Here is a 20,390-nt window from a genome sequence, read left to right as displayed (position 1 = left end):
CATGCCCTACATTAGGAAGCGTTTAGATCTTTATTAGAGATGGATTAAAAGACCATTAGAATTCTTTAATGTCTGCTTAAAACACCCCTGAGAGGTCAGACAGCAGGAAGAAAAAGCTTAACAGTGGTCCCCTTTCTTAATTCAGAATTAATTTCTATACGGCCATTGTGCAGCTTAACGATGTTATAGGTCAGCGAAAGACCGATTCCATAACCCGGATATTCTAATGCGTTTGAAGAGCGGTAAAAGGGTTGAAAAATCCTGTCCAGATCCTGTGCCGCAATACCAATACCCTGGTCCCTGATTTCAATATACAGGCCCCGGGCATCATAACTTACCGTACAGTTTACCATTTTTCCTTCTGAAAATTTAACCGCGTTTTTCAACAGATTACTAATGGCAATAAATAATAACCTCCTGTTGCCCAAAAGCTCTATACCGGAGACTTCCTCAGGGATAGTATAATGAACCTGTTCTGTTCGTTTTTTCAGGCTCAGTTCATCAGCAACTTCCCACATCAGTTCATCGATCCTGATGTTTTGAAAATCCTTATTGTCCAGATTGGTCTGCAACAATTCCATCAAACTATTGATGATGTGGTTTAACTGTTCCACTCCGGCAACAACTTCCTGCAGGGCCTTTTGGTATTCCACGGCAGTCCTTTCCTTCATCAGGGTAATCTCTGCTTCACCAAGTATGGCTGTAATGGGCGTACGCAGTTCGTGGGAGGCATTAGCGACAAAAGATTTCTGTCCTTCAAAAGATTGTTCAAGATGCTCCAATAGCTGATTGATCGTTAAAGAGAGGTTGTCTATTTCATCCGTTTTTCTTGTCCTGACCGGTAGGCGCATATGAAGGTTGGATGCCCTGATCCGTTTCAGCCCGGCCGTCATTCCTACTATGGGCTGCAGAGAAAGGTTTGCAAAAATTCTTCCGATAAAAAAAGTGATAAAAAGGGAAGCGACAAAAAAGACAGACATAATAAGCCTGAGCTGACGCATATCATGAAAGCCCTGCTCATCCAGGGCGGAAACCACCACAATAAAGTTCCCGGAATTGTCTTCATAATACAATCCAGCCACCTGACGTTGCCCGGAAAGAAAATGAAGGTTTTTCTTTTTCACGATCTCTTTCAGAAAACTATGCTTCCAGCGGATAGAATCCTCGGGCATAAACTTTGGCTCGAGTTGCTGATCATAAATACTGATCGATTCACTGGATAAGGACTGGGGAAATTTTTTCGCCACCTGACTAAACATTTTTATGGACAGGTTATCTTCTGCAAAATAGAACTGAGCGGCAATCATTGCCCGTTCATCGAGTTTATTGTAAAAAGAAACAGACCGGTTGTGTTCCACAAAAAGATAAATACCCGTTAGTACCGCCGATAACAAAAGGGCGAACATAAAGGTAAATTTAAGCGAGAGGGCATTTTTAAATTTCATACCTTACTGATCTTTAATAATATAACCCATACCAATAACGGTATGAATCAGTTGCTTAGGGTAGCCCTTATCTACTTTTGACCTCAGGTAATTGATGTAGACATCGATCAGGTTGGTTCCCCGGTTAAAAGAAATTCCCCATACCGTTTCTGCAATATAAATCCTGGATAAAACCCGGTTTTTATTGGCCATCAGCACCTCCAGTAAAGTAAACTCCTTTGCAGAGAGCAGGATGATCTTTCCCTTTCGGGTCACTGTTTTTTTATAACAATCCATTTCCAGATCGGCAACCTTATAAATGGTACCCGGCAAAACCAGATCCTTTCTGCGGTTTAAAGCTTTAATACGTGCCAGCAGTTCTTCAAAATGAAAAGGTTTGGTCAGGTAATCATCTGCCCCGTTCTCCAGGCCCTGGACTTTATCATTGACCGTATCGAGTGCAGACAACATTAAAATAGGCACCTCTTTTTTGAGCTGACGGACCAGTTTACAAACTTCCATTCCATTAATATGAGGTAAAACCACATCCAGAATGATCAGATCATAATCGTTTTCCAAGGCCATTTTACAGCCTACATTTCCATCATAGGCCAGAGAAACATTATTCAATTGCTCTTCCAGGCCTTTTTTGATAAATGCAGCAACCTTAGGTTCATCTTCTATCAACAGAATATTCATGGGCTTTTTTTAATCAAATATAAAGGCCTTTGCGGTCAATACCCGGCACATTAAAAGATTTTAATCTTATTCTAACCCCTTGCTGACCATTTCAGCAATAAGGTTTCCTCCGGGTTGATCACCATTTCCAGTCCTTGATCAGGGCCGCCATGGCCATCAGCAAACAGCAAAATGGGTTCCAGTTTCAAGTCACACAGGATCCGGACCTGCTGCACCATGCCTGATTTATTCACCAGTACGGTCACATAATCTGCTTCATTTTTTAATACTTTCATCAGGACATTTTTAACCGGTTTTTCAAAACGGAATACCAGTGGCAATCCGGCCAGCTCCCGTCCCAGTATTTCCTGTAATGCGCTGTAGTTATCTTCCAATCTGGCACCAAGCCCAAGCAAAGAAGGAATCCAGAGCACTTGACCTTTGCCATAGTCATTTCGTACGGCAAAAACATCGTCACCTTTCCGGGACAGGACCACTACCCCAGCTCCGGGCAAAATGGTCCCCCTCCAAAGATGGGCGGGTGCATCTATTTTCCCAACAGGTAGGCAGAACAAAGATTCCATCATTTTAAATTCCCTGACCTGGCCACCAAATAATTTAAGAAAAGGAAAACCCCTTCCCATCAAAGTACAGGCATTTTCATCATAATAAGCAGAGAGGCCATCTACAAACAATTTTCCACCTTTCTCTACAAAGCTTTCCAGCGCCTTCCAATACCTGGACGGAATACTAATCTGCTGCGCCAGAAGGAGCATTTGTCCAGAATAATCATTTTTATCAAAATCAAACTCACTGATCTCTCCAAAACCAACATGGATGCCCATTTCTCCCAATGCTTCAAAATAAGCCAGGGCCGATTTCATGACTCCGCCCTCTGCACGTCCCGGGTAAAAAGTCCCGGGTACCTGCAATTTTTTCTCTACCCACAAAGACTCCCGGATATACAAAACCTGAACACAGCAGGTTGCAACCATTGCTTCTGAAAAAAAACCGGCATGTTTTTCCAATAGTTCAGCGGCCTCTGCCGCAGCCTGCATCCGGTCTGAAGGCTGGTTCTGATAATCCAGCATGGCCCACTCACCTGCCTCAAAACCAGAGCGTCTTGAGTTCAGGCACCAAAACACCGTACCCTTGCTCCCCGAGGCAATGGTTATCCAAAGCCATTGTGTAATTTCATTTGCTGTAGGACAAAGTGGGTTAAATGCACTGTAAATGTTGTTTCCTCCCTGAAGTTCTGTCATCAGCCAGGGAATCGGTCCGGCCCCTGAACGCAGCATCTCGGAGTTGGCAGACATGGCCACCGCATATTTTGTCCTGCTGAAATAATTAAAATGCCAGCTGGCATGTGCAGAACCACCCAGACTATCCAGAAAAGTTCTCCAGGCCGGAAAATCATATTCTGCTGCATGCTGAAAAATGGCGTGATTGTTTACGTGGATTGGCGCCATGGGATCATACAAACGTATTTGCCCAGTCAGCCATTTCAAAAACCAGGTGTTGTAATACAACAAAAATTTTTCCGGGCTAAAATCCAAGGTCCTGAAACCCCAGCTCTGGTAACTGTCCTGGCCCAATTGTTTTTTCCATTGTTCAAAACGCTCCAGACTAAACTCCTCTTGAGGCAAATTTCCTGATCCCGGTTCATTGATCGGTACCCAACCAGCAAGTGATTTAAAGGTTTTAAAATGAAGCACCACTTCTTTAATATAAACAGCAATCTCCTCTAAATGCCCTTTAGTTTTTGGAAATTTAAAACCGCCCACATCCGTAAAATCCGTTGCCGGAAAAAGATTTCCGTAAATCTGGATCCCATACTTTTCCCCTGCCCGGAAAGCCTCGTCAAACAATGAAAAATCCCAGCCCCCCTGGGCCCCGCGCATGTCACTTTCAAACAGACGGATCCGGGTGAGTTTCATTCCGCATTCTTTCAGGCGTTTAAACCAGGTATCTATTTCCAGAGCCGTCTGTCCAGGTTCAATAAACACTTCGGCCCCAATCAGGGGAAGTCCTTTGGGAAGATTTTTCATTTTCTTAAATTTAAGCATAGAGAATCTATTTATTAAACACGCTTCCCCCCTTCGATTGTTTGAATTTTGCAAGTATTGGTTTGATTGGCGTACAAAGACGGGGCTTTTCCCATAGTAATTTTGTGTAATCAAAACCAATAAAAAACATGGATACAAAAAAAGTTTGGTTCGTAACCGGCGCCTCAAAAGGGCTGGGACTTACACTGGTTAAAGAATTATTAAAAGAAGGTCACCGGGTCGCTGCAACTTCCAGAAATGCAGAAGACCTGCAGCTGGCGATTGGTGAAAACACCGAAAATTTTCTTCCACTGGCCATGGACCTGAAAAATGAACGTCAGGTTGCCCTGGCCCTGAAAACAAGCCATGCCTATTTCGGGAAACTTGATGTGGTGGTCAATAATGCCGGTTATGGTTTGGTAGGGAGCCTGGAAGAATTAAGTGACGGAGAATCGCATGAAAATTTTGAAGTGAATGTTTTTGGGACCTTAAATGTGATCCGAAAAGCCATGCCTTATTTCCGTAAACAAAGGTCTGGTCACATCATCAACATCTCCTCCATAGGTGGTTTTACCGGAAACTTTCCAGGCTTCGGAATATATTGCGCCACTAAATTTGCAATAGAAGGACTTTCCGAAGCATTGGCAGCAGAAGTCAAACCATTTGGGGTACAGGCCACCATTATTGCACCTGGTTATTTCAGGACAAACTTCCTTGCACCAGATTCCCTGCAGGTGCCCGAAAATGAAATCCTGGAATACAAAGAAGTACGGGATACACAAAGACTACACCAGCATGAAATTGATGGAAAACAAGCCGGGGATCCTGTTAAAGCTGCGAAAGTGATGATTAAAATTGGCGGTGAACCCAATGCACCACTTCGCCTGTTTTTAGGAGAAGATGCCTATCAGCTTGCCCAGGAAAAGATCAGCTCACTGGCCATGGAACTGGAAAAGTGGAAAGAGCTGACCCTGTCCACAGCCTTTGAAGCGGTTGTTTAAATTTAAATATTTAACTTTATAGTATATGTCAAAAACAGAGAGTTTAGAGGATTTTTACCGGAAAAAATTTGACCAGGTCCCAAACAACCTTCAAAGGGAAAGCGGCCATTTCAATGTCTTCAAAGTCGAAGACTGTATTGCAACTCCCTCCCAGCCGGTGACCTATGCCCGCAGGGACTTTTATAAGTTTAGCCTCAACAGAGGAGAAGTGATTTATCATTATGCCGACAAAAGCATCCATATATCAGGAACCACTTTAATGTTTTTCAATCCCAGGGTACCCTATACTGTGGAATTTCTATCAGAACTGAAAAGTGGTTATTTCTGCATTTTCAAAGAAGCGTTTTTTACAGAAAATGTCAGGGGTGGTATCCGTGATCTGCCTATGTTCAGCCCGGGAGGAAAACCTTCTTTTGCCCTGAATGAACAACAAGACCAACATGTGAGCCTGATTTTCGAGAAAATGCTTGAAGAAGTCCATTCCGATTACCGGTTTAAAAATGACCTGATCCGAAATTATGTTACCGAAATGCTGCACTATGCCCTGAAGATCGGGCCAACAGAAACGCTGCACCAGCATACAGATGCCAATTCCAGGATCACAGCGGTTTTTAATGAATTACTGGACCGTCAGTTTCCGATTGAATCCCCGGCCCAGCGCCTGTCTATGCGTTCGGCAAAAGATTTTGCAGATCAGCTGTCGGTACATGTTAACCATTTGAACCGGGCCGTTAAAGAAACTACAGGAAAAACCACAACCGGCCATATTGCAGAAAGGATCATCAGCGAAGCGAAAGCTTTGTTAAAGCACACCAACTGGAACATTTCAGAAATCAGCTATTGTCTGGGTTTTGAAGAACCTTCTCATTTCAATAATTTTTTCAGAAAGCAGGCCGCACTCACACCAACTGCTTTCCGTTTGGTTTAGGGAGGATTCAAATTTCCTCCCAGCCACCATTCTGAGGATCGTATTTGGCGAATTCTTCTGTATCGGTAAATTCCGAAGCTGTCATGCCAATTTCAAATGCGCCCTCACCTGTTGCCGAAAAATATAACCCATGGTCTGTTAAAAGGGCATTAATGCTTTCATCCTCATCAAAAACATAATGATGGCCATAAGGGTCTGTCCTTTGCTGGCGGTAACCATATTTTGACAAACGGTCCCTCAGCCTTTGCTTCTGCCCCGCAGTGAAAGGGATCAGGTTTTCTACTTTTTCAAGAAAACCAGGTGATTTTGAAAGAAAATAAGCTTTTTTTACTTCCAGAGGAAATAATTGTACCTGATAGCTCATGATGATCTGATTTATACAAACAACAACACAAGATAGCATTTAGTTTAAACTCCCGAAAAAGCACCTTATTGCGTATCTTTGCGCCAATGATGGAAGAACAAGTGGTACTGGTTGATCAGCAGGATAAACAAATGGGCACGATGGAGAAAATGGAAGCGCACCGCAAGGGACTCCTGCACCGTGCTTTTTCGGTATTTATTTTCAACAGCAAAGGAGAGCTGTTGTTGCAGCAGCGGGCCCGGGACAAATATCACTCTGCTGGAAAATGGACCAATACCTGTTGCAGTCATCCCAGGCCGGGAGAAAAAACCGCAGATGCTGCACTGCGCCGGCTAAATGAAGAAATGGGCCTGCAGTGCAAACTTGAACACCGCTTTAGTTTCCTTTATCAAGCCGATCTGGAAAACCAGCTTAGTGAACATGAATATGATCATGTTTTTTTTGGCTATACTGATGCCCTTCCCATTCTGAATCCAGAAGAGGCTATTGCTTTCCGTTACATTTCCATCAGGGCACTTTCCCTGGAACTCGAGCAACAGCCCGGGGAGTTTACCGCATGGCTGAAAATCTGTTTTCCAAAAATTATGGAATTAAAATCCGTTTGAAACCTGGTTAGGGTTTTCCCGGCCTTCTACAATACTTTTCAGGTTGGAAAGCGTGGTCTCCGCAATTTCTGTTAAGGCCTCATGTGTTAAAAACGCCTGGTGTGCAGTAATCAGCACATTAGGAAAACTCATCAAACGAAGGATCTGGTCGTCAGGAATTACACTTTCAGAAAGGTCCCTGAAAAACAATTTGTCTTCTTGCTCATACACGTCAATCCCCAGGTACCCTAGTTTTCCGCTCTTTAAAGCCTCAATCACATCCGGTGTCCGGATGACTGCCCCCCGGCTGGTATTGATGAGCATCACGCCTTCTTTCATTTTGGCCAGGCTGGCTGCATTAATCAGGTGTTTGGTGTCTGCATTTAAGGGACAGTGGATGGAAATGATCTGGCTTTGTTCAAATAAAGTATCCCGATCGCACAGTTCTATATAAGCAGGAACATCCTTGGTAAAAGGATCAAAAGCCAGGATCCTACAGCCAAAACCTTGCATAATTCTGGCAAAGGCCAAACCGATTTTACCCAGGCCAATAATTCCGATACTTTTTCCGCTGATGTTAAAGCCGGTTAACCTTTGCAGGCTAAAATTACCTTCCCTGACCCGGTTATAGGCCTTGTGGGTTTTCCGGTTTAATGTTAAAATCAAAGCCAGGGCATGCTCAGCAATAGATTCAGGTGAATAAGCCGGCACCCGGAGTACCCTCATGCCCAAAGCGGCCGTTTTTTCCAGATCTACCTGATTAAAACCCGCGCAGCGAAGGACAATATTCCGGATTCCCAGCTTATGGAGATTTTCCAGCGTCAGGGCATTGGCCTGGTCATTTACAAAAATGCAAACCGCCTGGCAACCTTCTGCAAGTATCGCTGTCTTTTCATTCAGGGAAGCCTCAAAATAAAGTAATTCATAACCATAATGCCGGTTAACCTGGTCAAAGTATTTACGATCGTAAGATTGTGTACTGAAAAAAGCAATTTTCATAAATAGCGGATTAAAGTAAATCGTATAAAAAGTTCAGCTTCTATTATTTTTCCTCTGGTGACAAAGCAGCTGACCTGGCCCCACCCCGGATAACCGACCAGTTGAAAACCACAATAGCCAGCACGAGCAAAGAATAAGCCAGCAGTTGTACAAACCTGATGGGCTCATGATAAAAACAAAAAGCAATCAAAAAAGCAATGATCGGATTAACGTACATGATAATACCCAATGTAGAAGACTGCAGTTTAATAAGGGCAAATAAGTTGAGTAACAATGGAATTAAGGTAAAAATTAGCGCAATAAGCACAATTGTACCCCAAAATACGGGCTCAGTCGGCACAGAAAGAGGCTGTGAAAGGTAATAGGGTAACATCAGCAAAGCAGAAATGAGCAGATTAAGGGCCAGCATGTTCACCTTGTTTACCGTTTGAACAGCCCGCTGAATGATCAGGTAAAATGCAAAAACAGATGCAATAGCCACCGACCAGAGCACATCCCTTAAAGAACCGGTAGCCAATACCGCAATACTTGCAAAAGCCAGTCCCAAAGCAATTAGTTTTAACCGGCTCAGGTGCTCTTTCAGGATAAAAAACCCACCAAAAGCTGTAATCAGGGGACAAACCATATAGGCAAAAGCCGCAGAGGTCAGGCTCACATGGTTTACCGCGTAAATATAGGTGAACCAATTACTGGTTAGCAGTACTGAAGACAGCAGGATCAATCCTGCAAGCTTAACCTGCTCTTTTTTTGAAGCCTGTCTAAAAATCTGCAGGTCTTTTTTCAGCTCGGCCCTTCTGAACAACAGAATAAAAAGTGACACCAGGATCAGCGCTGTAAAAATCCGGTATTCCAGAATCTGACTGGAAGGATAGGTTTTCAGCAATTTAAGAGGGACTGCAAAAGCGCCCCAAATAACAAAAGCCGAAATACCTGCCGCATAATACCTGAATAAACCATTTTTCATAAAACAAGCTCTAAAGATCCAGTGCTAAATTACCATTCGATTTTGAATTCAGTGCTTTATATTCAGGAGATTCTTTAAAAGAATAATTATTAAAAAGCTAAACCTAAAAAAAGAGCAGGGGCCTGCAAGCCCTTGCTCTTTTTGTGATCTTCCTGCTTTTTCAGCAGTTCTTAAATTGAATGGACTTCCAGCTTTTTGTCAGCTCAGGATCAACCTCTCCGTCTGCAACAAAGGCTTTTAAAACAACCGCAGGGCTAAATATTTTGCTGTTGAGCACCAGATTACCATTAAAGGTTTTACTGACATAAAAAAACTCATTACTACAATACCAAGACAACCAGGTACCGGTTCAAATTCAAAATTCCTGGCCGGATGCGCGGTAGAATGATAACTGTAAGGAAGTTCTGTTTAAAAAATCCGCAGTCAATACGGACTTATACTAGACTCATCTCGATCTGAGCCACAAAATCTGGTTCATTTCAAATGACCAAAAAATCAAATAATTTATTTACATTAGCCTCACCTATCCCCCTCGTTTTATTGTATACCCTAATCCCTTTTGCACATGCTTAAGCCTGGCTTGTTTATGCTTGTGTATGCTTGTTTTTTTATACTCTGATCTGATCAGAAATTCAGTGTACTCCTGGATCCACTAAAAAAATAAAAACTATGAAAAAAATAGCGGTCATCTATGACCTGGACCAAACCATTTTACCCACACGTTCTATACCGGGAGATACTTTTCAGCCGGTTTTTGAAGCCATTAAGGCGGCGAATAAAGGAACTGTGCAAGAAACTGTTTTAGAAAAAGCTTTTGAAGAGCTCTGGCGGAAATCCATGGAAGTGGTTGCCCAGGAATATAACTTTAGCCAGGCCATGTTTGATGCCGGGAAAAATGCTTTGATCCATACAGATTACCAATTGGTTTTAAAGCCTTTTGATGATTTTGAAGTGATCAAAGAAATTCCCTCCAAACGTTTTCTGGTGACCACCGGACTGAGCAAATTGCAGCAGGCAAAAATTGATGCCTTGTTTCAGCCTGGTGATTTTGAAGCGGTTTTTATAGATGACCCTTACCAGGAAAACAGGCTGGGCAAAATGACCATCTTTTCGCAGATCGCAGCTCAACATCAGCTCACAGCAGATCAGGTCTGGATCGTTGGGGACAACCCCGATGCAGAAATTGCCGCAGGAAATGCTTTAGGCATGAAAACAGTGCAAATTTTACGGCCCGGGATCGCAAAAGGAGATACCGCTTTGCATGTGATCCATTCTTTTCATGAATTGAAAAGTTTAATTGCACAAGATGGATAAACTACCTCCAGTCCCTTAGCATATTTTCATAGGACAAAATCACTTTTCCCGTTCCTTTTCTGTAGACTTCAACCTCCAGAGTGCCTTTTCTTTTGGATAAAGAGTCTCCTAGCTTTATGGAAGATTCCCACATCCGGAGCAGTTCCAGGTGATACCCGGGCTTTAAAATTGCTGTTTTAGTATTGAAATTTTCCGGATCAGTATAAATGGAATCAACAACGCCTTCAAAATGCTGACGACTATATTTTTCCAGCGTTTCTTTTCTGTTGTCCCGCCCCCAATCTGTAAAAAATATCACCCAACTTATAGCCGCAATGACAATCCCAAGAACAATACGGGCAATTTTTGAGTGCTGTGCTTTCATGATCTTCATCAAGAGGTTTTAATGATCGATAAATTTAACTCTTTAAAGCCTATTAAGGCTTGATGGATTCCACTATAAAGTTGTAACATCCAATAATCCTGCATCTGTTCAGAATGCCTTGTACGAACTTCTCTACAGTCATTAAACCGCTCTAAAAAAACATCAATTACACTAAAATGATGTTCAAAATCCTCCTGTCTGTAAAAAAAATATACAATATCTGATAACCGGAGAAGATAATGAACTTCTGTATCGCCATCCTCAATACAAAGTACATTTAAATTTACTTCTTTATAGTCCAGTTCAAAATCACCAACCCATACAATAGAATTCAGGAAGTTTCTGCTCAACAATTCCATTAAGTACTTCTTTTACCTTCCAGGAGCATTTCCATTGCATGTTTCATCGTGCCCGCTTTTTGCACTTCTCCTGAATTCACAAAAAAGATCTGATCGGCATTTTCAATGGTATTTAACCTGTGGGCAATAATCACCAAAGTGGTTTCTGCAGGCAGTTTTTTAAGAATGGCCCCCAGCAATTGCTCAGTTACCGTATCAATATTCGCAGTCGCTTCGTCCAGGATCAGTAAATCGGGTTTACGCAATACGGCCCGCATAAAGGCAATCAACTGTTTTTGTCCAAGACTGATGTTGTCTGAACCCGAAGTTACTTTGGTTTCCAAACCTTCATCAAAAATGGCCAGCAGCTCTCCCAAATTGGACTCCCGAATCACTTCTTCCAGCTGCGCATTGGAATAATCTTTATAAATTTCATTTCCGTAAAGGATATTATCCTTCACAGTTCCAGAAAACAGGAAAGGCTCCTGCAGGATAAAACCAATTTTCTGACTGCGCTCGGCTGCAGGGTACGAACGGATGTCCCTGCCCTGCAGCAACACCGTTCCTTTACCTGCATCGTATAACCTGGCAATCAATGATGCGGTTGTGGTTTTACCGCCACCGGTTGGTCCGATCAGGGCATAAGTTTTACCCTTTTCCAGTTTGAAGCTGATGTCATGGAGGATATCCCGGTCCTGCTCGTAACCAAAATGGACATTTCTGAACTCCAGCAAAGCAGCCTGCTTTTCTTCCTCTGCAACCTCAACGGCAACGAGGTCTGTTTCCAGGGAAAGAATTTGCGAAATTCGGTCCCAGCCGGCCATAGCCACCTGGAAACTGGCCCATAAGGCAGCCAGCTGTCTTAAAGGGTTGTAAAAATTGGTGGCATAAGAAAGGTAACTGACCAGTAAACCAATGCTAAATTCCCCGATAGAGATCAGGTGTATCCCGTACAGCAAAACAATCAGCTGAGCAAAACTCGACAACATACCGTATACCGGCATAAAGATGTTGTTTGCCAGGCCTGCACCGATGGCGGTTTTATAGTTTTCATGATTGGCCTGATCAAATTTTTTCCGGAAATAATCCCGGCGGTTAAAAGCAATAATCACTTTAAAATTGTTTAGGCTTTCCTGGATTTCAGCACTCATACCACCCGTACTTTTCAGGTTGACCGCATTTTTACGTTTCACCCAGGGGGACAATAAGGCCGTAAAAACAAGGATCAATACAGCCGGAAAAAGGCCTGCCGCACCAAGCTTTACATTAATGGACAATAAAAAGATACCTGCTCCAATCATGGTCATAATACTGCCAATAAACTGCATCAAAGACTGGGAAAAAAACTGGTTCAGCTTGTCGGTATCGTTGTTGACCCTGGAAATCAGGTCGCCCGCTTTGTTCTGGTTGAAAAAACCGACCGGCAATTCCTGCAACTTGGTAAAGATGGCGTTTCTTAAGGTAAACAGCATGCGCTGCCCTACCCCACCCATGAGTTTGGTCTGAAAATAACCGGTCACCATGGCGGTCAGGTACATAACCAGCAGGATCCCTGAAAAGACCAATACCCCATGATATTGTTTGGTCCGGATATAAGTATCTATGGTATGGCCCACCAGGTAAGGCCCCAGCAGCAGCAAACCGGAGTTCAAAAGAATGGCCGCCAGTGCTTTCAGCAGATTTGGCCTTTCTGCCCGGATCAGCTGCAACAGTTTGTTCAGCGCTTTTAAAGTGGATTTCTTTTCCCCTGCGCTGCTGATCTGATTAAGATTGTAATTCTTCATAATTACTGGTGCTCTGTTGTGAATTATAGATCTGAATGTATTCCGGACTGCTTTTCATCAGTTCTTCATGTTTGCCCTCGGCAATGATTTCTCCCTCCATCAGCAAAACCACTTTATCATAATGGGTCACTGCTTCAATTTTCTGTGTCACAGACAGCAGGGTCAATCCTGGATAATTCCGCTGTACATTGGCCAAAATTCTCTGTTCTGTCTGACCATCCACCCTGGCGGTAAAATCATCCAGCAGCAAGACCCTAGGGTTCAGCGCCAGGGCCCTTGCCAGCATAATGCGCTGCTTTTGGCCACCGGATAAACTGGATCCCCTTTCGGAAACAACAGTATCCAATTGCTGGGGCAATGCCGAAATAAAATCTTTCAGTTCTGCGGTTTCTATGGCCTTTGCGAGGGATTCATCGGTTACCGTATCACTAAAGGCTATATTTTCACGGATGCTCAGGTTAAAAATAATGCTGTCCTGGAATACAAAACCCACCTGTTGGTGAAAAGCTTCCTGCTGGTAGTCCCGAATGTCCTGTCCGTCAAAAAGGACTTTACCCGAAGCCGGAGGGATCAAACCGGTCAGCAGGTATAAAAGCTGGGTTTTCCCGGCTGCGGTTGGCCCAATAAAAGCCGTTTTCGAACCGGCCTTAAGTGCAAAAGAAATATCTTTAAGTGCAGGTTTTTGTCCATAGCTGACCGAAACATGCTGCATTTCCACATCCCCTTTTAGCTTTGCGGTCAGGCCACCTGTTTCTGGGATTTCTGCTGTATGGAGGACCGTCTCAATACGCTGATAGGAGGCGCTGGCCTGGGCAATCACATTGCTCATAAAACCGATCACCAAAATCGGAAAAATCAGTAAGGCCAGGTAACTGTTAAAGGCCGCAAATTCACCAAGGCTCATGGTGCCCTGGATCACAAAATGGCCACCCAGGGCTAGAATGGATAATCCTGCCATATTGGCCACAAAGATGATCACCGGGATCAGACCGGCAAAAAGACGGAGGATGCCCAGCCCCAGGTTACGGGCCTGGGTATTGGCGTCGAGAAATTTCTGGTATTCCAGCTGCTGGGAATTGACCACCCGGATAATAGAAGAACCCAGGATACTTTCGTTGATCACTTTGTTGAGCCAGTCAATGACTTCCCTGCTTTTGATGAACAGCACTTTTACTTTTCGCAGCACCATAAAAAAAGTACCCCCGATAATCGGGATAATGGCTATGATCAGCAAGGCCAATCTCCAATTGAGCATCAACAGCAGGATGCTGGCCCCTACAATCAAAAAAATGGATGAAGCAATAGAAACAATGGCCTGGGATACAAAAGTTTTAATGGAATCGGTATCGGCAGTCAGATTGGTAAGCAATTTGGATGGATTGGCCTTTTCTATATAGGCATGGCTTTGTCTGGAAATCTGATCCGAAAGCCGTGTCCTTAAATCCCTGGCCACCTTTTCTGAAGCATAAGTTTGTACAATACTCTGCAAATAAGTAAATATAAAGACCAGAATAATGGCCAGGGCAAATTCAATAAGCACCGGCCTGATCTGAAAGGTACCGCCAGTATAGGCATCGATTCCGCCTGCAATAATTTTAGGGAGCAACAGATTGATTCCATTGCTGAGCAAGGCCAGGAAGATCAGTAAAATAATGAGTTTTTTATAAGGTTTCAGCAGGCTGAAAATACTTGCTTTTTTTTCCTTCTTTTGTTTTTCCATATGGGGACTGGATATAACCGTTTCCGGGCGCTAAATTTAAGCTGATTTTCTGTGATTGGTGCGATTTCTTTTGATAATTTACAAAAGGGGTCCTACACCCTGAAAAAGCGGTGCAATTGAGCAAGTTCCGGGTTTTAAACCCCTGCATGGAGTCCTACCTTTGATATACATTTAACAACAATTGTGATGAACACACAGGATTCCATTAATTACAACAGGGTTGCCCAGGCCATCGCTTACATCAAAACGAATTTTAAGCAGCAACCCGATCTGGAGGAAATTGCCAGGGAAGTACATTTAAGTCCTTTTCATTTCCAGCGCCTTTTTACGCAGTGGGCAGGCGTGAGCCCAAAAAAGTTTATCCAGTACCTGAGCGTGGATTATGCTAAAAACATCCTTAAAGACCGCGGCGCCACCCTGTTTGATGCCGCTTATGAAACCGGCCTTTCCGGGACCGGCCGCCTGCATGATCTATTCATCCATATAGAAGGTATGACACCAGGAGAATACAAAAACGGTGGTGAGGAGTTGTCCATCAATTATAGTTTTGCAGACAGCACTTTTGGAAAAATCATCATTGCTTCTACCTCAAAGGGCATTTGCCACATGGCCTTTGTAGAAGAAGAAGCCCTGGCACTTTCCCAGCTAAAGGAAATTTTCCCGAATGCGGCTTACCAGCAATTTGTGGATGCCCTGCAGATCTCGGCGCTGCAGGTATTCAGTAAAGAAGAGGTTTCGCTGGACAAGATCAAGTTACACCTGAAAGGTACCCCTTTCCAGCTAAAGGTCTGGGAAGCCCTGCTTAAAATCCCAACCGGAAAACTGGTTACCTATGCCACTATTGCTGAGAATATTGAACATCAAAAAGCTTCCAGGGCAGTCGGGACAGCCATTGGCAATAACCCTGTCGCCTTTTTGATTCCCTGTCACCGGGTCATTCAGTCTACAGGCGCATTTGGAGGCTACCACTGGGGGCTGACACGAAAATCGGCAATGATTGCCTGGGAGGCTGCACAAACTGCAGGTAAATAATGGAGCAGCTGGAACACATCAACTGGGAACAGGTTCGGCAGGACCTCAACGGTACAGGATATGCCCTGGTACCAGGCTTACTTGGAAAGGCACAATGCGAGGCCCTGATTGCGGATTACCCTTCAGCAGGCCTGTACCGCAAAACCGTGGTCATGGAACGCTATCGTTTTGGCTTAGGAGAGTATAAATACTTTAGTTATCCCCTACCTCCGCTAATCGGAGAACTCCGGGCAGGAATTTATCCGCGCATTGCGCCTGTTGCCAACAATTGGATGCGGGTGTTGAACATTGACCGGCAATTCCCGCAAAGCCTGGCAGAACTGCAAGAACTTTGCCAGCTTCAGGGGCAAACCAAGCCAACGGTATTGATTTTAAAATATGGAAAAGGGGGCTTCAATACCTTGCACCAGGATTTATATGGCGAAGTTTATTTTCCCCTGCAGCTGGTCGTGTTTTTAAATGAACCAGGCCTAGATTATCAGGGAGGGGAATTTGTACTGCTGCAGCAAACACCAAGAGCACAATCCAAAGCAGTTGTCCTTCAACCTAAAAAAGGCGATATGCTTCTATTTACCACTAATTTCCGGCCGGTGCAGGGAACCAAAGGTTATTACCGGGTCAATATGAAACATGGGGTCAGCGAGGTCCGCAGCGGCGAAAGGCATACACTTGGTATTATTTTTCATGACGCCTTAACTTAACTGCTGCTTATTGCTCAGGCTGGGACAGGCTTCGCCAGAGGTAAAAGACCAGGTAGCTTTCCCAGCCCTTATATTTCTCAAAAAAATGATCCATTTGCTCCCTATCCGTTTTTTGCTGCATGATTCCGTGGGCGATCAGGGCATTGAGCAAACCGACATCTCCATAAGGGATACAGGAATTTTCCCGGAAAGATTTCATCAGCGCATAGTTGGCGGTCCACAGGCCAATGCCCCGAATGGCCGTCAGGACCTGTTGCCTTTCCTTTAAAGAAGGTAAAGCCTTCAATGTTTTTTCACTGATCGTTCCATCTAAAAAAGCCTTTGACAATCCAATCAGATATTCTGCTTTTTTTTGAGAGAACTGCATGTCCATAAGATCAGTGATCCCGGCCTTAGCGAGCGCCGTTGGTTTTGGAAAAAGGTGATAAACGTTTCCTTCATGCTCTATGCTGCGTCCATATTTTTCGACCAGTCTTCTTTTGAGTTTATAGGCAAAACTCAGGTTGATCTGCTGTCCGGTGATGCCCCAGCACAGGGCTTCAAAAAGATCTGGCATACTCACCAACCTGAGCCCCTGAAAAGCAGTGACCATATAACTCAGCTGCGGGTCTTTTTTGAGCAATTCATACAAAGGCCGGGGATCCCTATCCAGATCAAACCAATTTTTAAGGTATTGCTCCAACACCTCTCTGTGGTTTTCTATATCCGCACCATCCAGAATTTCCATTCGGATCATTTGTCTGTGTTCTGCTATACGGATCAAAAAATCTCCCTCCGGCAGGGAAATGGCCTTGGTTATGGCACCCGAACTGATTCGGTGCATACAGTCGTCGTAGTTTCGATTCAAAAACCACAGACATTCTTTAAAACTAAAAAGGGGTGGCACCGGGTAATCCAGAATCAATGGGCTGTTCATGTTTCAAAGTTAACAGATTGCGCTTTCCCTGAATACCCGTTTCTTGCTTTTGTGGCCTAAAAAACTTTCACATCCCGCACATCCTTGTTCCTGAACAGGCGAATTTTCAGGTTAATTTCAAAATCCCCTCCGGTTCGGACCCTTTCTGCAGCCAGCTGACTGGTGTAAAACCCCTGAATCAGGAATTCCTTATAGTTTAACCCAATTCCAAAAGTAGAGCTTTTATTGCTGTGGTACATGCCCATCACCGAAATCATATCACCGGGAAACTTCAGGTTGGTCCCCAGGTCCCAGATGTTCTCAATGTCTTTGGCTGCACGGAAACTGATTTTTGGTTCCAGTGCAATAGCCTCTGCGGGGTTACCGATTTTATAAGCAAAGGCCAATAAATAAGTGGTGCGGTCTACGGTATTGTTGTCGTCTTTTTTCAACAGTTTTTTTAGGTTTGGCAAAGCGCCCTGCAAGGTAACTTTTTCATTGGTATAGGCAATTCCAAAATCTCCATCCAGATAAGTTTTTCTTTCATTGAAGCGGCCTGCCGACTGGTCATTGGGATCTGCGATGATATTGGGCATATCCAGACGCTCGTTCATCATACCCAGGGATATCCCAAAATGAACATATTGTTTATCATCGTTTAAAGGAAGGTGATAGGCATAGGTACCTACTGCCCGGGTCCTGCTAATGAGCCCCGCTTTATCGGAATACAGGCTCAAGCCCAGCCCTACCTTATCTTTTCCATAATCACCGGTAAAGGCCATGGTGACCGGTGATCCTGGAATGGATTTCCACTGGTTTCGGTAGCTCAGGTTCAGGGTGAGGCCACCACCCCAACCTGCAAATGCCGGGTTCCCCATATACTGGTTTTCATAATACTGCACCCCCAGCGGAATGATCTGTGAAGAGACTCTTACGGATGACCAGCAAAGGGCCAGTAGCAACAGGATTCCGGTTAAACGTATATTTTTTGTCATGTAGGTATTCAATTTTCGTATTGTATTTTGTGGTTTTAATCCCGGACGATAGAAATAAAACCCGTTTTTTTCGATCTTCCGGAGTCAAAGGTTAAAATGTAATAATAGGTATCTTCAGGTAAGGGATTTCCGTTAAACTGCCCGTTCCAGGAATTGTCATAACCAAACATCATAAAAACAATCCGGCCTTCCCGGTCAAAGATGCGCAGTTCGTTGTTAGGAAATAAATGGATGTTTTTAACCACCCAGGTATCGTTCACCCCATCACCATTTGGGGTAATCATATTATTCGCCTCTATTTCCTTATAAGGATCGGTCGCAGGTTCCAGGTTTACCGCCGTCAGGTCTGACAGGTTAATGGCCTCGGTAAACAGTTGTCCGATGTACCGGGCTTTCGGGTCCACCACACTTTCTTTCACCGTCTGAAAATCCTTGTAATTGGTACTGGTCACCTTGGCATAGGCCAGGCTTAGTTTTTTAGCCTCATTGCCGTTCAGTTCTTCTTCCAGGTAATTCATGGAGAGTTCTCCTTTAAAAGCGACCGGCTTACTGAAACGGTGCATGCGCTGAATGCTGTTGAATTTGGGCCAGATGACCACTGTCGAATTTCTAACCAGGCTAAGGTTGTTCAATGCCAGGCTACCCGAAGGGACCAGGGTCAAGCCTTCGGAAAAAAACACTGTTCCATCCTGAATGAGCATACCTTCGGAACCCACCTTCAATTGTGCGCTTAACCTCAGCCCGCTCATGAGCAGTAAAATGGCAGGTATCAATGCTAATTTTTTCATTTCTTTTATCCTATACTTTATTTCATTCCGGCCTGCAGCTGTTCCACGCTTTCGGGCAGGGACACGATTTTATTACTCTTGCTGTCCACCAGCACCATTGTTGGCGTAGACAGCACAAAATAGTCCGCAGCCTCGGGGCTCCGGATCCCTTGTTCTGCACGTTTATGTTTAAAGGCAGGCAGCTTTAATTTTTCTTGTTCCCAGGCCGGAATTTCTGTTTCAGTTTCGTCCAGGCTGATGGCAAACACCTCCATCATCTCGCTCCTGGAAGCCTGCAGGTACCAGGGATATAATTTTTCCATCAGTTCCTTACAATGCTGGCATTCGGCCGACCAGAACAACACCAGTTTATATTTTGCTTCTGTTTTAAATTCGTGAAAACGGATGCTTTTACCCGAAGCCAGTTTCCAGTTAAAATCCGGGGCAATGCTTCCGGCAACCAGGCTTTCTATGCCTTTAAGCCGTTGTTCTATGGCTCTTCTTTTTTTGGTCAGACAGGCCGGGTCATTTAAATAAGGTTCCAGCATTTTTATACCAGAAGTCATGTTAAAACTTTCGTAACCTGCATAAAAATAATCCACCATCCAGCCATAGACCAGCGGATCTCCTTTTTTCGCTTTTTCTATAGCCCTTCGCCCAGCCAGGGTGAAAAGAGAATCCCGAAGCGGGATCGTAGTGGCCATGGTGCCATACATGTTCACATAATTGTTCATCCAGTCCTTCAGGCCTGCAGTTCTGATCATCGCGGCATCTTTAAAGTCCATGTCGTCAAAATAATGTGCAATCACGCTGTTCAGCCTGTCTTTTTCTGTACCTTTCCACTCCACCGGAGAGGCATACTGAAAAATAAAAGTGCTGCTGACAAAAGTGTTTTTATGCTGCCGGACCTGGTCAAGGATCCATTGGTTATACACTTGTCTTCTGTTTTCATATTCTTTGGCGCCCTGTATAAAAAATGCCGATTGGGGTTGGTCATAATTCATCAGAAAGTTCTGTAAAAGCCCCAGCTGTACCTTTTGTTTTGCCTGCTGCTCGGTGAAACTGGCGAAAAGCCTGTTCTCGGTTTCTTCCTTTTGAAAATACGTACTGTCGGAGTGGTTCAGGGCTTTGGGCTTTGCCCAGAGTTCCACATCCTGTTTGTTAAGGATGATCTGTTTCTCTCCGGGATAAGGATTGCTGCCTTCTTTTTCCTGATAATCAAAACGTAGGACAAATTCTGCCGGCAGCAGCTCCCTTGAAATTTTCAAGGTAACGGTTTCTCCGTTTTTGACATCCGCTTTTTCTATTACGGGTTTGGCCGCCAGGTTATTTAAGGTAAGCAGGCTGATCTTTGTTTTATAGACACCGGACAAATGGATTTTTAAGTTCAGGTCCTGCTGTTGCGCTGAGGCAGAAACACCGCCCAGCCCCATCAATGCCAGGAGCAGCCGGCAGGATTTGTTTGTATATTTTTTACGGATCATTTTCATTTC

20 protein-coding genes are annotated in these 20,390 nt (G+C 44.1%); 6 read left to right on the top strand and 14 right to left on the bottom strand.

Annotated elements, in window-relative coordinates; translation table 11 throughout:
* Positions 1 to 95: 95 nt before the first annotated feature.
* From B0O44_RS18780 to B0O44_RS18770, 3 genes are all read right to left on the bottom strand, one after another.
* Positions 96 to 1,445, bottom strand: a complete 1,350-nt coding sequence (locus B0O44_RS18780; protein ID WP_110833645.1) for a sensor histidine kinase — start codon at positions 1,443 to 1,445, stop codon at positions 96 to 98.
* 3 nt (positions 1,446 to 1,448) lie between these two features.
* Positions 1,449 to 2,123: a response regulator gene (locus B0O44_RS18775; RefSeq protein WP_110833644.1), complete on the bottom strand. Its 675-nt coding sequence runs from the start codon at positions 2,121 to 2,123 to the stop codon at positions 1,449 to 1,451.
* Between the two features lie 71 nt (positions 2,124 to 2,194).
* Positions 2,195 to 4,150, bottom strand: a complete 1,956-nt coding sequence (locus B0O44_RS18770) for a beta-galactosidase (RefSeq protein ID WP_170123370.1) — start codon at positions 4,148 to 4,150, stop codon at positions 2,195 to 2,197.
* Positions 4,151 to 4,296: 146 nt separating this feature from the next.
* Here B0O44_RS18770 and B0O44_RS18765 point away from each other — a divergent pair, with 146 nt between their 5' ends.
* Complete coding sequence (locus B0O44_RS18765) at positions 4,297 to 5,148, top strand: oxidoreductase (protein WP_110833642.1); 852 nt, start codon at positions 4,297 to 4,299, stop codon at positions 5,146 to 5,148.
* 25 nt (positions 5,149 to 5,173) lie between these two features.
* Positions 5,174 to 6,076: a helix-turn-helix domain-containing protein gene (locus tag B0O44_RS18760; RefSeq protein ID WP_110833641.1), complete on the top strand. Its 903-nt coding sequence runs from the start codon at positions 5,174 to 5,176 to the stop codon at positions 6,074 to 6,076.
* A gap of 7 nt (positions 6,077 to 6,083) precedes the next feature.
* Here B0O44_RS18760 and B0O44_RS18755 read toward each other — a convergent pair whose 3' ends face one another.
* On the bottom strand, positions 6,084 to 6,440 hold the full coding sequence (locus B0O44_RS18755) for a hypothetical protein (RefSeq protein WP_110833640.1): 357 nt from the start codon (positions 6,438 to 6,440) through the stop codon (positions 6,084 to 6,086).
* Between the two features lie 68 nt (positions 6,441 to 6,508).
* Between B0O44_RS18755 and idi the strand changes: the two genes are divergently transcribed.
* A complete protein-coding gene (gene idi / locus B0O44_RS18750; RefSeq protein WP_245943708.1) occupies positions 6,509 to 7,045 on the top strand; it encodes an isopentenyl-diphosphate Delta-isomerase in 537 nt (178 codons plus the stop codon).
* Here the strand turns inward: idi and B0O44_RS18745 are convergent.
* Together B0O44_RS18745 and B0O44_RS18740 are read right to left on the bottom strand one after the other, a co-directional pair.
* Entirely contained in the window at positions 7,031 to 8,023 is a 993-nt protein-coding gene (locus B0O44_RS18745; RefSeq protein WP_110833639.1) for a 2-hydroxyacid dehydrogenase, read from the bottom strand. The genes idi and B0O44_RS18745 overlap by 15 nt on opposite strands.
* 43 nt (positions 8,024 to 8,066) lie before the next feature.
* Positions 8,067 to 8,987 carry an EamA family transporter gene (locus B0O44_RS18740; RefSeq protein ID WP_110833638.1) on the bottom strand — a complete coding sequence of 307 codons (921 nt, stop codon included), beginning with the start codon at positions 8,985 to 8,987 and terminating at the stop codon, positions 8,067 to 8,069.
* 669 nt (positions 8,988 to 9,656) lie between these two features.
* Here B0O44_RS18740 and B0O44_RS18735 point away from each other — a divergent pair.
* A complete protein-coding gene (locus tag B0O44_RS18735; RefSeq protein WP_110833637.1) occupies positions 9,657 to 10,301 on the top strand; it encodes an HAD family hydrolase in 645 nt (214 codons plus the stop codon).
* A gap of 1 nt (position 10,302) precedes the next feature.
* Here the strand turns inward: B0O44_RS18735 and B0O44_RS18730 are convergent, their stop codons facing one another.
* The 4 genes from B0O44_RS18730 to B0O44_RS18715 are packed head-to-tail and all read right to left on the bottom strand — an operon-like array spanning position 10,303 to position 14,507.
* Positions 10,303 to 10,674: a hypothetical protein gene (locus B0O44_RS18730; RefSeq protein ID WP_110833636.1), complete on the bottom strand. Its 372-nt coding sequence runs from the start codon at positions 10,672 to 10,674 to the stop codon at positions 10,303 to 10,305.
* The gene (locus tag B0O44_RS18725; RefSeq protein ID WP_110833635.1) at positions 10,674 to 11,024 is read right to left on the bottom strand and encodes a hypothetical protein; all 351 of its coding nucleotides are present in this window, start codon (positions 11,022 to 11,024) and stop codon (positions 10,674 to 10,676) included. The genes B0O44_RS18730 and B0O44_RS18725 overlap by 1 nt, the downstream gene beginning before the upstream one ends.
* On the bottom strand, positions 11,024 to 12,787 hold the full coding sequence (locus tag B0O44_RS18720) for an ABC transporter ATP-binding protein (RefSeq protein WP_110833634.1): 1,764 nt from the start codon (positions 12,785 to 12,787) through the stop codon (positions 11,024 to 11,026). The genes B0O44_RS18725 and B0O44_RS18720 overlap by 1 nt, the downstream gene beginning before the upstream one ends.
* Positions 12,768 to 14,507, bottom strand: coding sequence for an ABC transporter ATP-binding protein (locus tag B0O44_RS18715; protein WP_110833633.1), 1,740 nt, complete (start codon positions 14,505 to 14,507; stop codon positions 12,768 to 12,770). The genes B0O44_RS18720 and B0O44_RS18715 overlap by 20 nt, the downstream gene beginning before the upstream one ends.
* 186 nt (positions 14,508 to 14,693) lie before the next feature.
* Between B0O44_RS18715 and B0O44_RS18705 the strand changes: the two genes are divergently transcribed.
* On the top strand, positions 14,694 to 15,539 hold the full coding sequence (locus tag B0O44_RS18705; protein WP_110833631.1) for a bifunctional helix-turn-helix domain-containing protein/methylated-DNA--[protein]-cysteine S-methyltransferase: 846 nt from the start codon (positions 14,694 to 14,696) through the stop codon (positions 15,537 to 15,539).
* Positions 15,539 to 16,240, top strand: a complete 702-nt coding sequence (locus B0O44_RS18700) for a 2OG-Fe(II) oxygenase (RefSeq protein WP_110833630.1) — start codon at positions 15,539 to 15,541, stop codon at positions 16,238 to 16,240. Before B0O44_RS18705 ends, B0O44_RS18700 begins: the two co-directional genes overlap by 1 nt.
* A 7-nt stretch (positions 16,241 to 16,247) precedes the next feature.
* Here B0O44_RS18700 and B0O44_RS18695 read toward each other — a convergent pair whose 3' ends face one another.
* The 4 genes from B0O44_RS18695 to B0O44_RS18680 are packed head-to-tail and all read right to left on the bottom strand — an operon-like array spanning position 16,248 to position 20,381.
* Positions 16,248 to 17,156: a DNA-3-methyladenine glycosylase family protein gene (locus B0O44_RS18695; protein WP_110833629.1), complete on the bottom strand. Its 909-nt coding sequence runs from the start codon at positions 17,154 to 17,156 to the stop codon at positions 16,248 to 16,250.
* 56 nt (positions 17,157 to 17,212) lie between these two features.
* On the bottom strand, positions 17,213 to 18,130 hold the full coding sequence (locus B0O44_RS18690) for a PorP/SprF family type IX secretion system membrane protein (RefSeq protein ID WP_110833628.1): 918 nt from the start codon (positions 18,128 to 18,130) through the stop codon (positions 17,213 to 17,215).
* Positions 18,131 to 18,165: 35 nt separating this feature from the next.
* Positions 18,166 to 18,918 carry a gliding motility-associated C-terminal domain-containing protein gene (locus B0O44_RS18685; RefSeq protein WP_110833627.1) on the bottom strand — a complete coding sequence of 251 codons (753 nt, stop codon included), beginning with the start codon at positions 18,916 to 18,918 and terminating at the stop codon, positions 18,166 to 18,168.
* A 17-nt stretch (positions 18,919 to 18,935) separates the two neighbouring features.
* Positions 18,936 to 20,381 carry a TlpA family protein disulfide reductase gene (locus tag B0O44_RS18680; protein ID WP_245943706.1) on the bottom strand — a complete coding sequence of 482 codons (1,446 nt, stop codon included), beginning with the start codon at positions 20,379 to 20,381 and terminating at the stop codon, positions 18,936 to 18,938.
* Between the last annotated feature and the right edge of the window lie 9 nt (positions 20,382 to 20,390).

Source organism: Pedobacter nutrimenti (assembly GCF_003208655.1).
Classification (GTDB): Bacteria; Bacteroidota; Bacteroidia; order Sphingobacteriales; family Sphingobacteriaceae; genus Pedobacter; species Pedobacter nutrimenti.
Note: the sequence above shows the minus strand (reverse complement) of the source record. Positions and strands in the feature narration are given on the sequence as shown.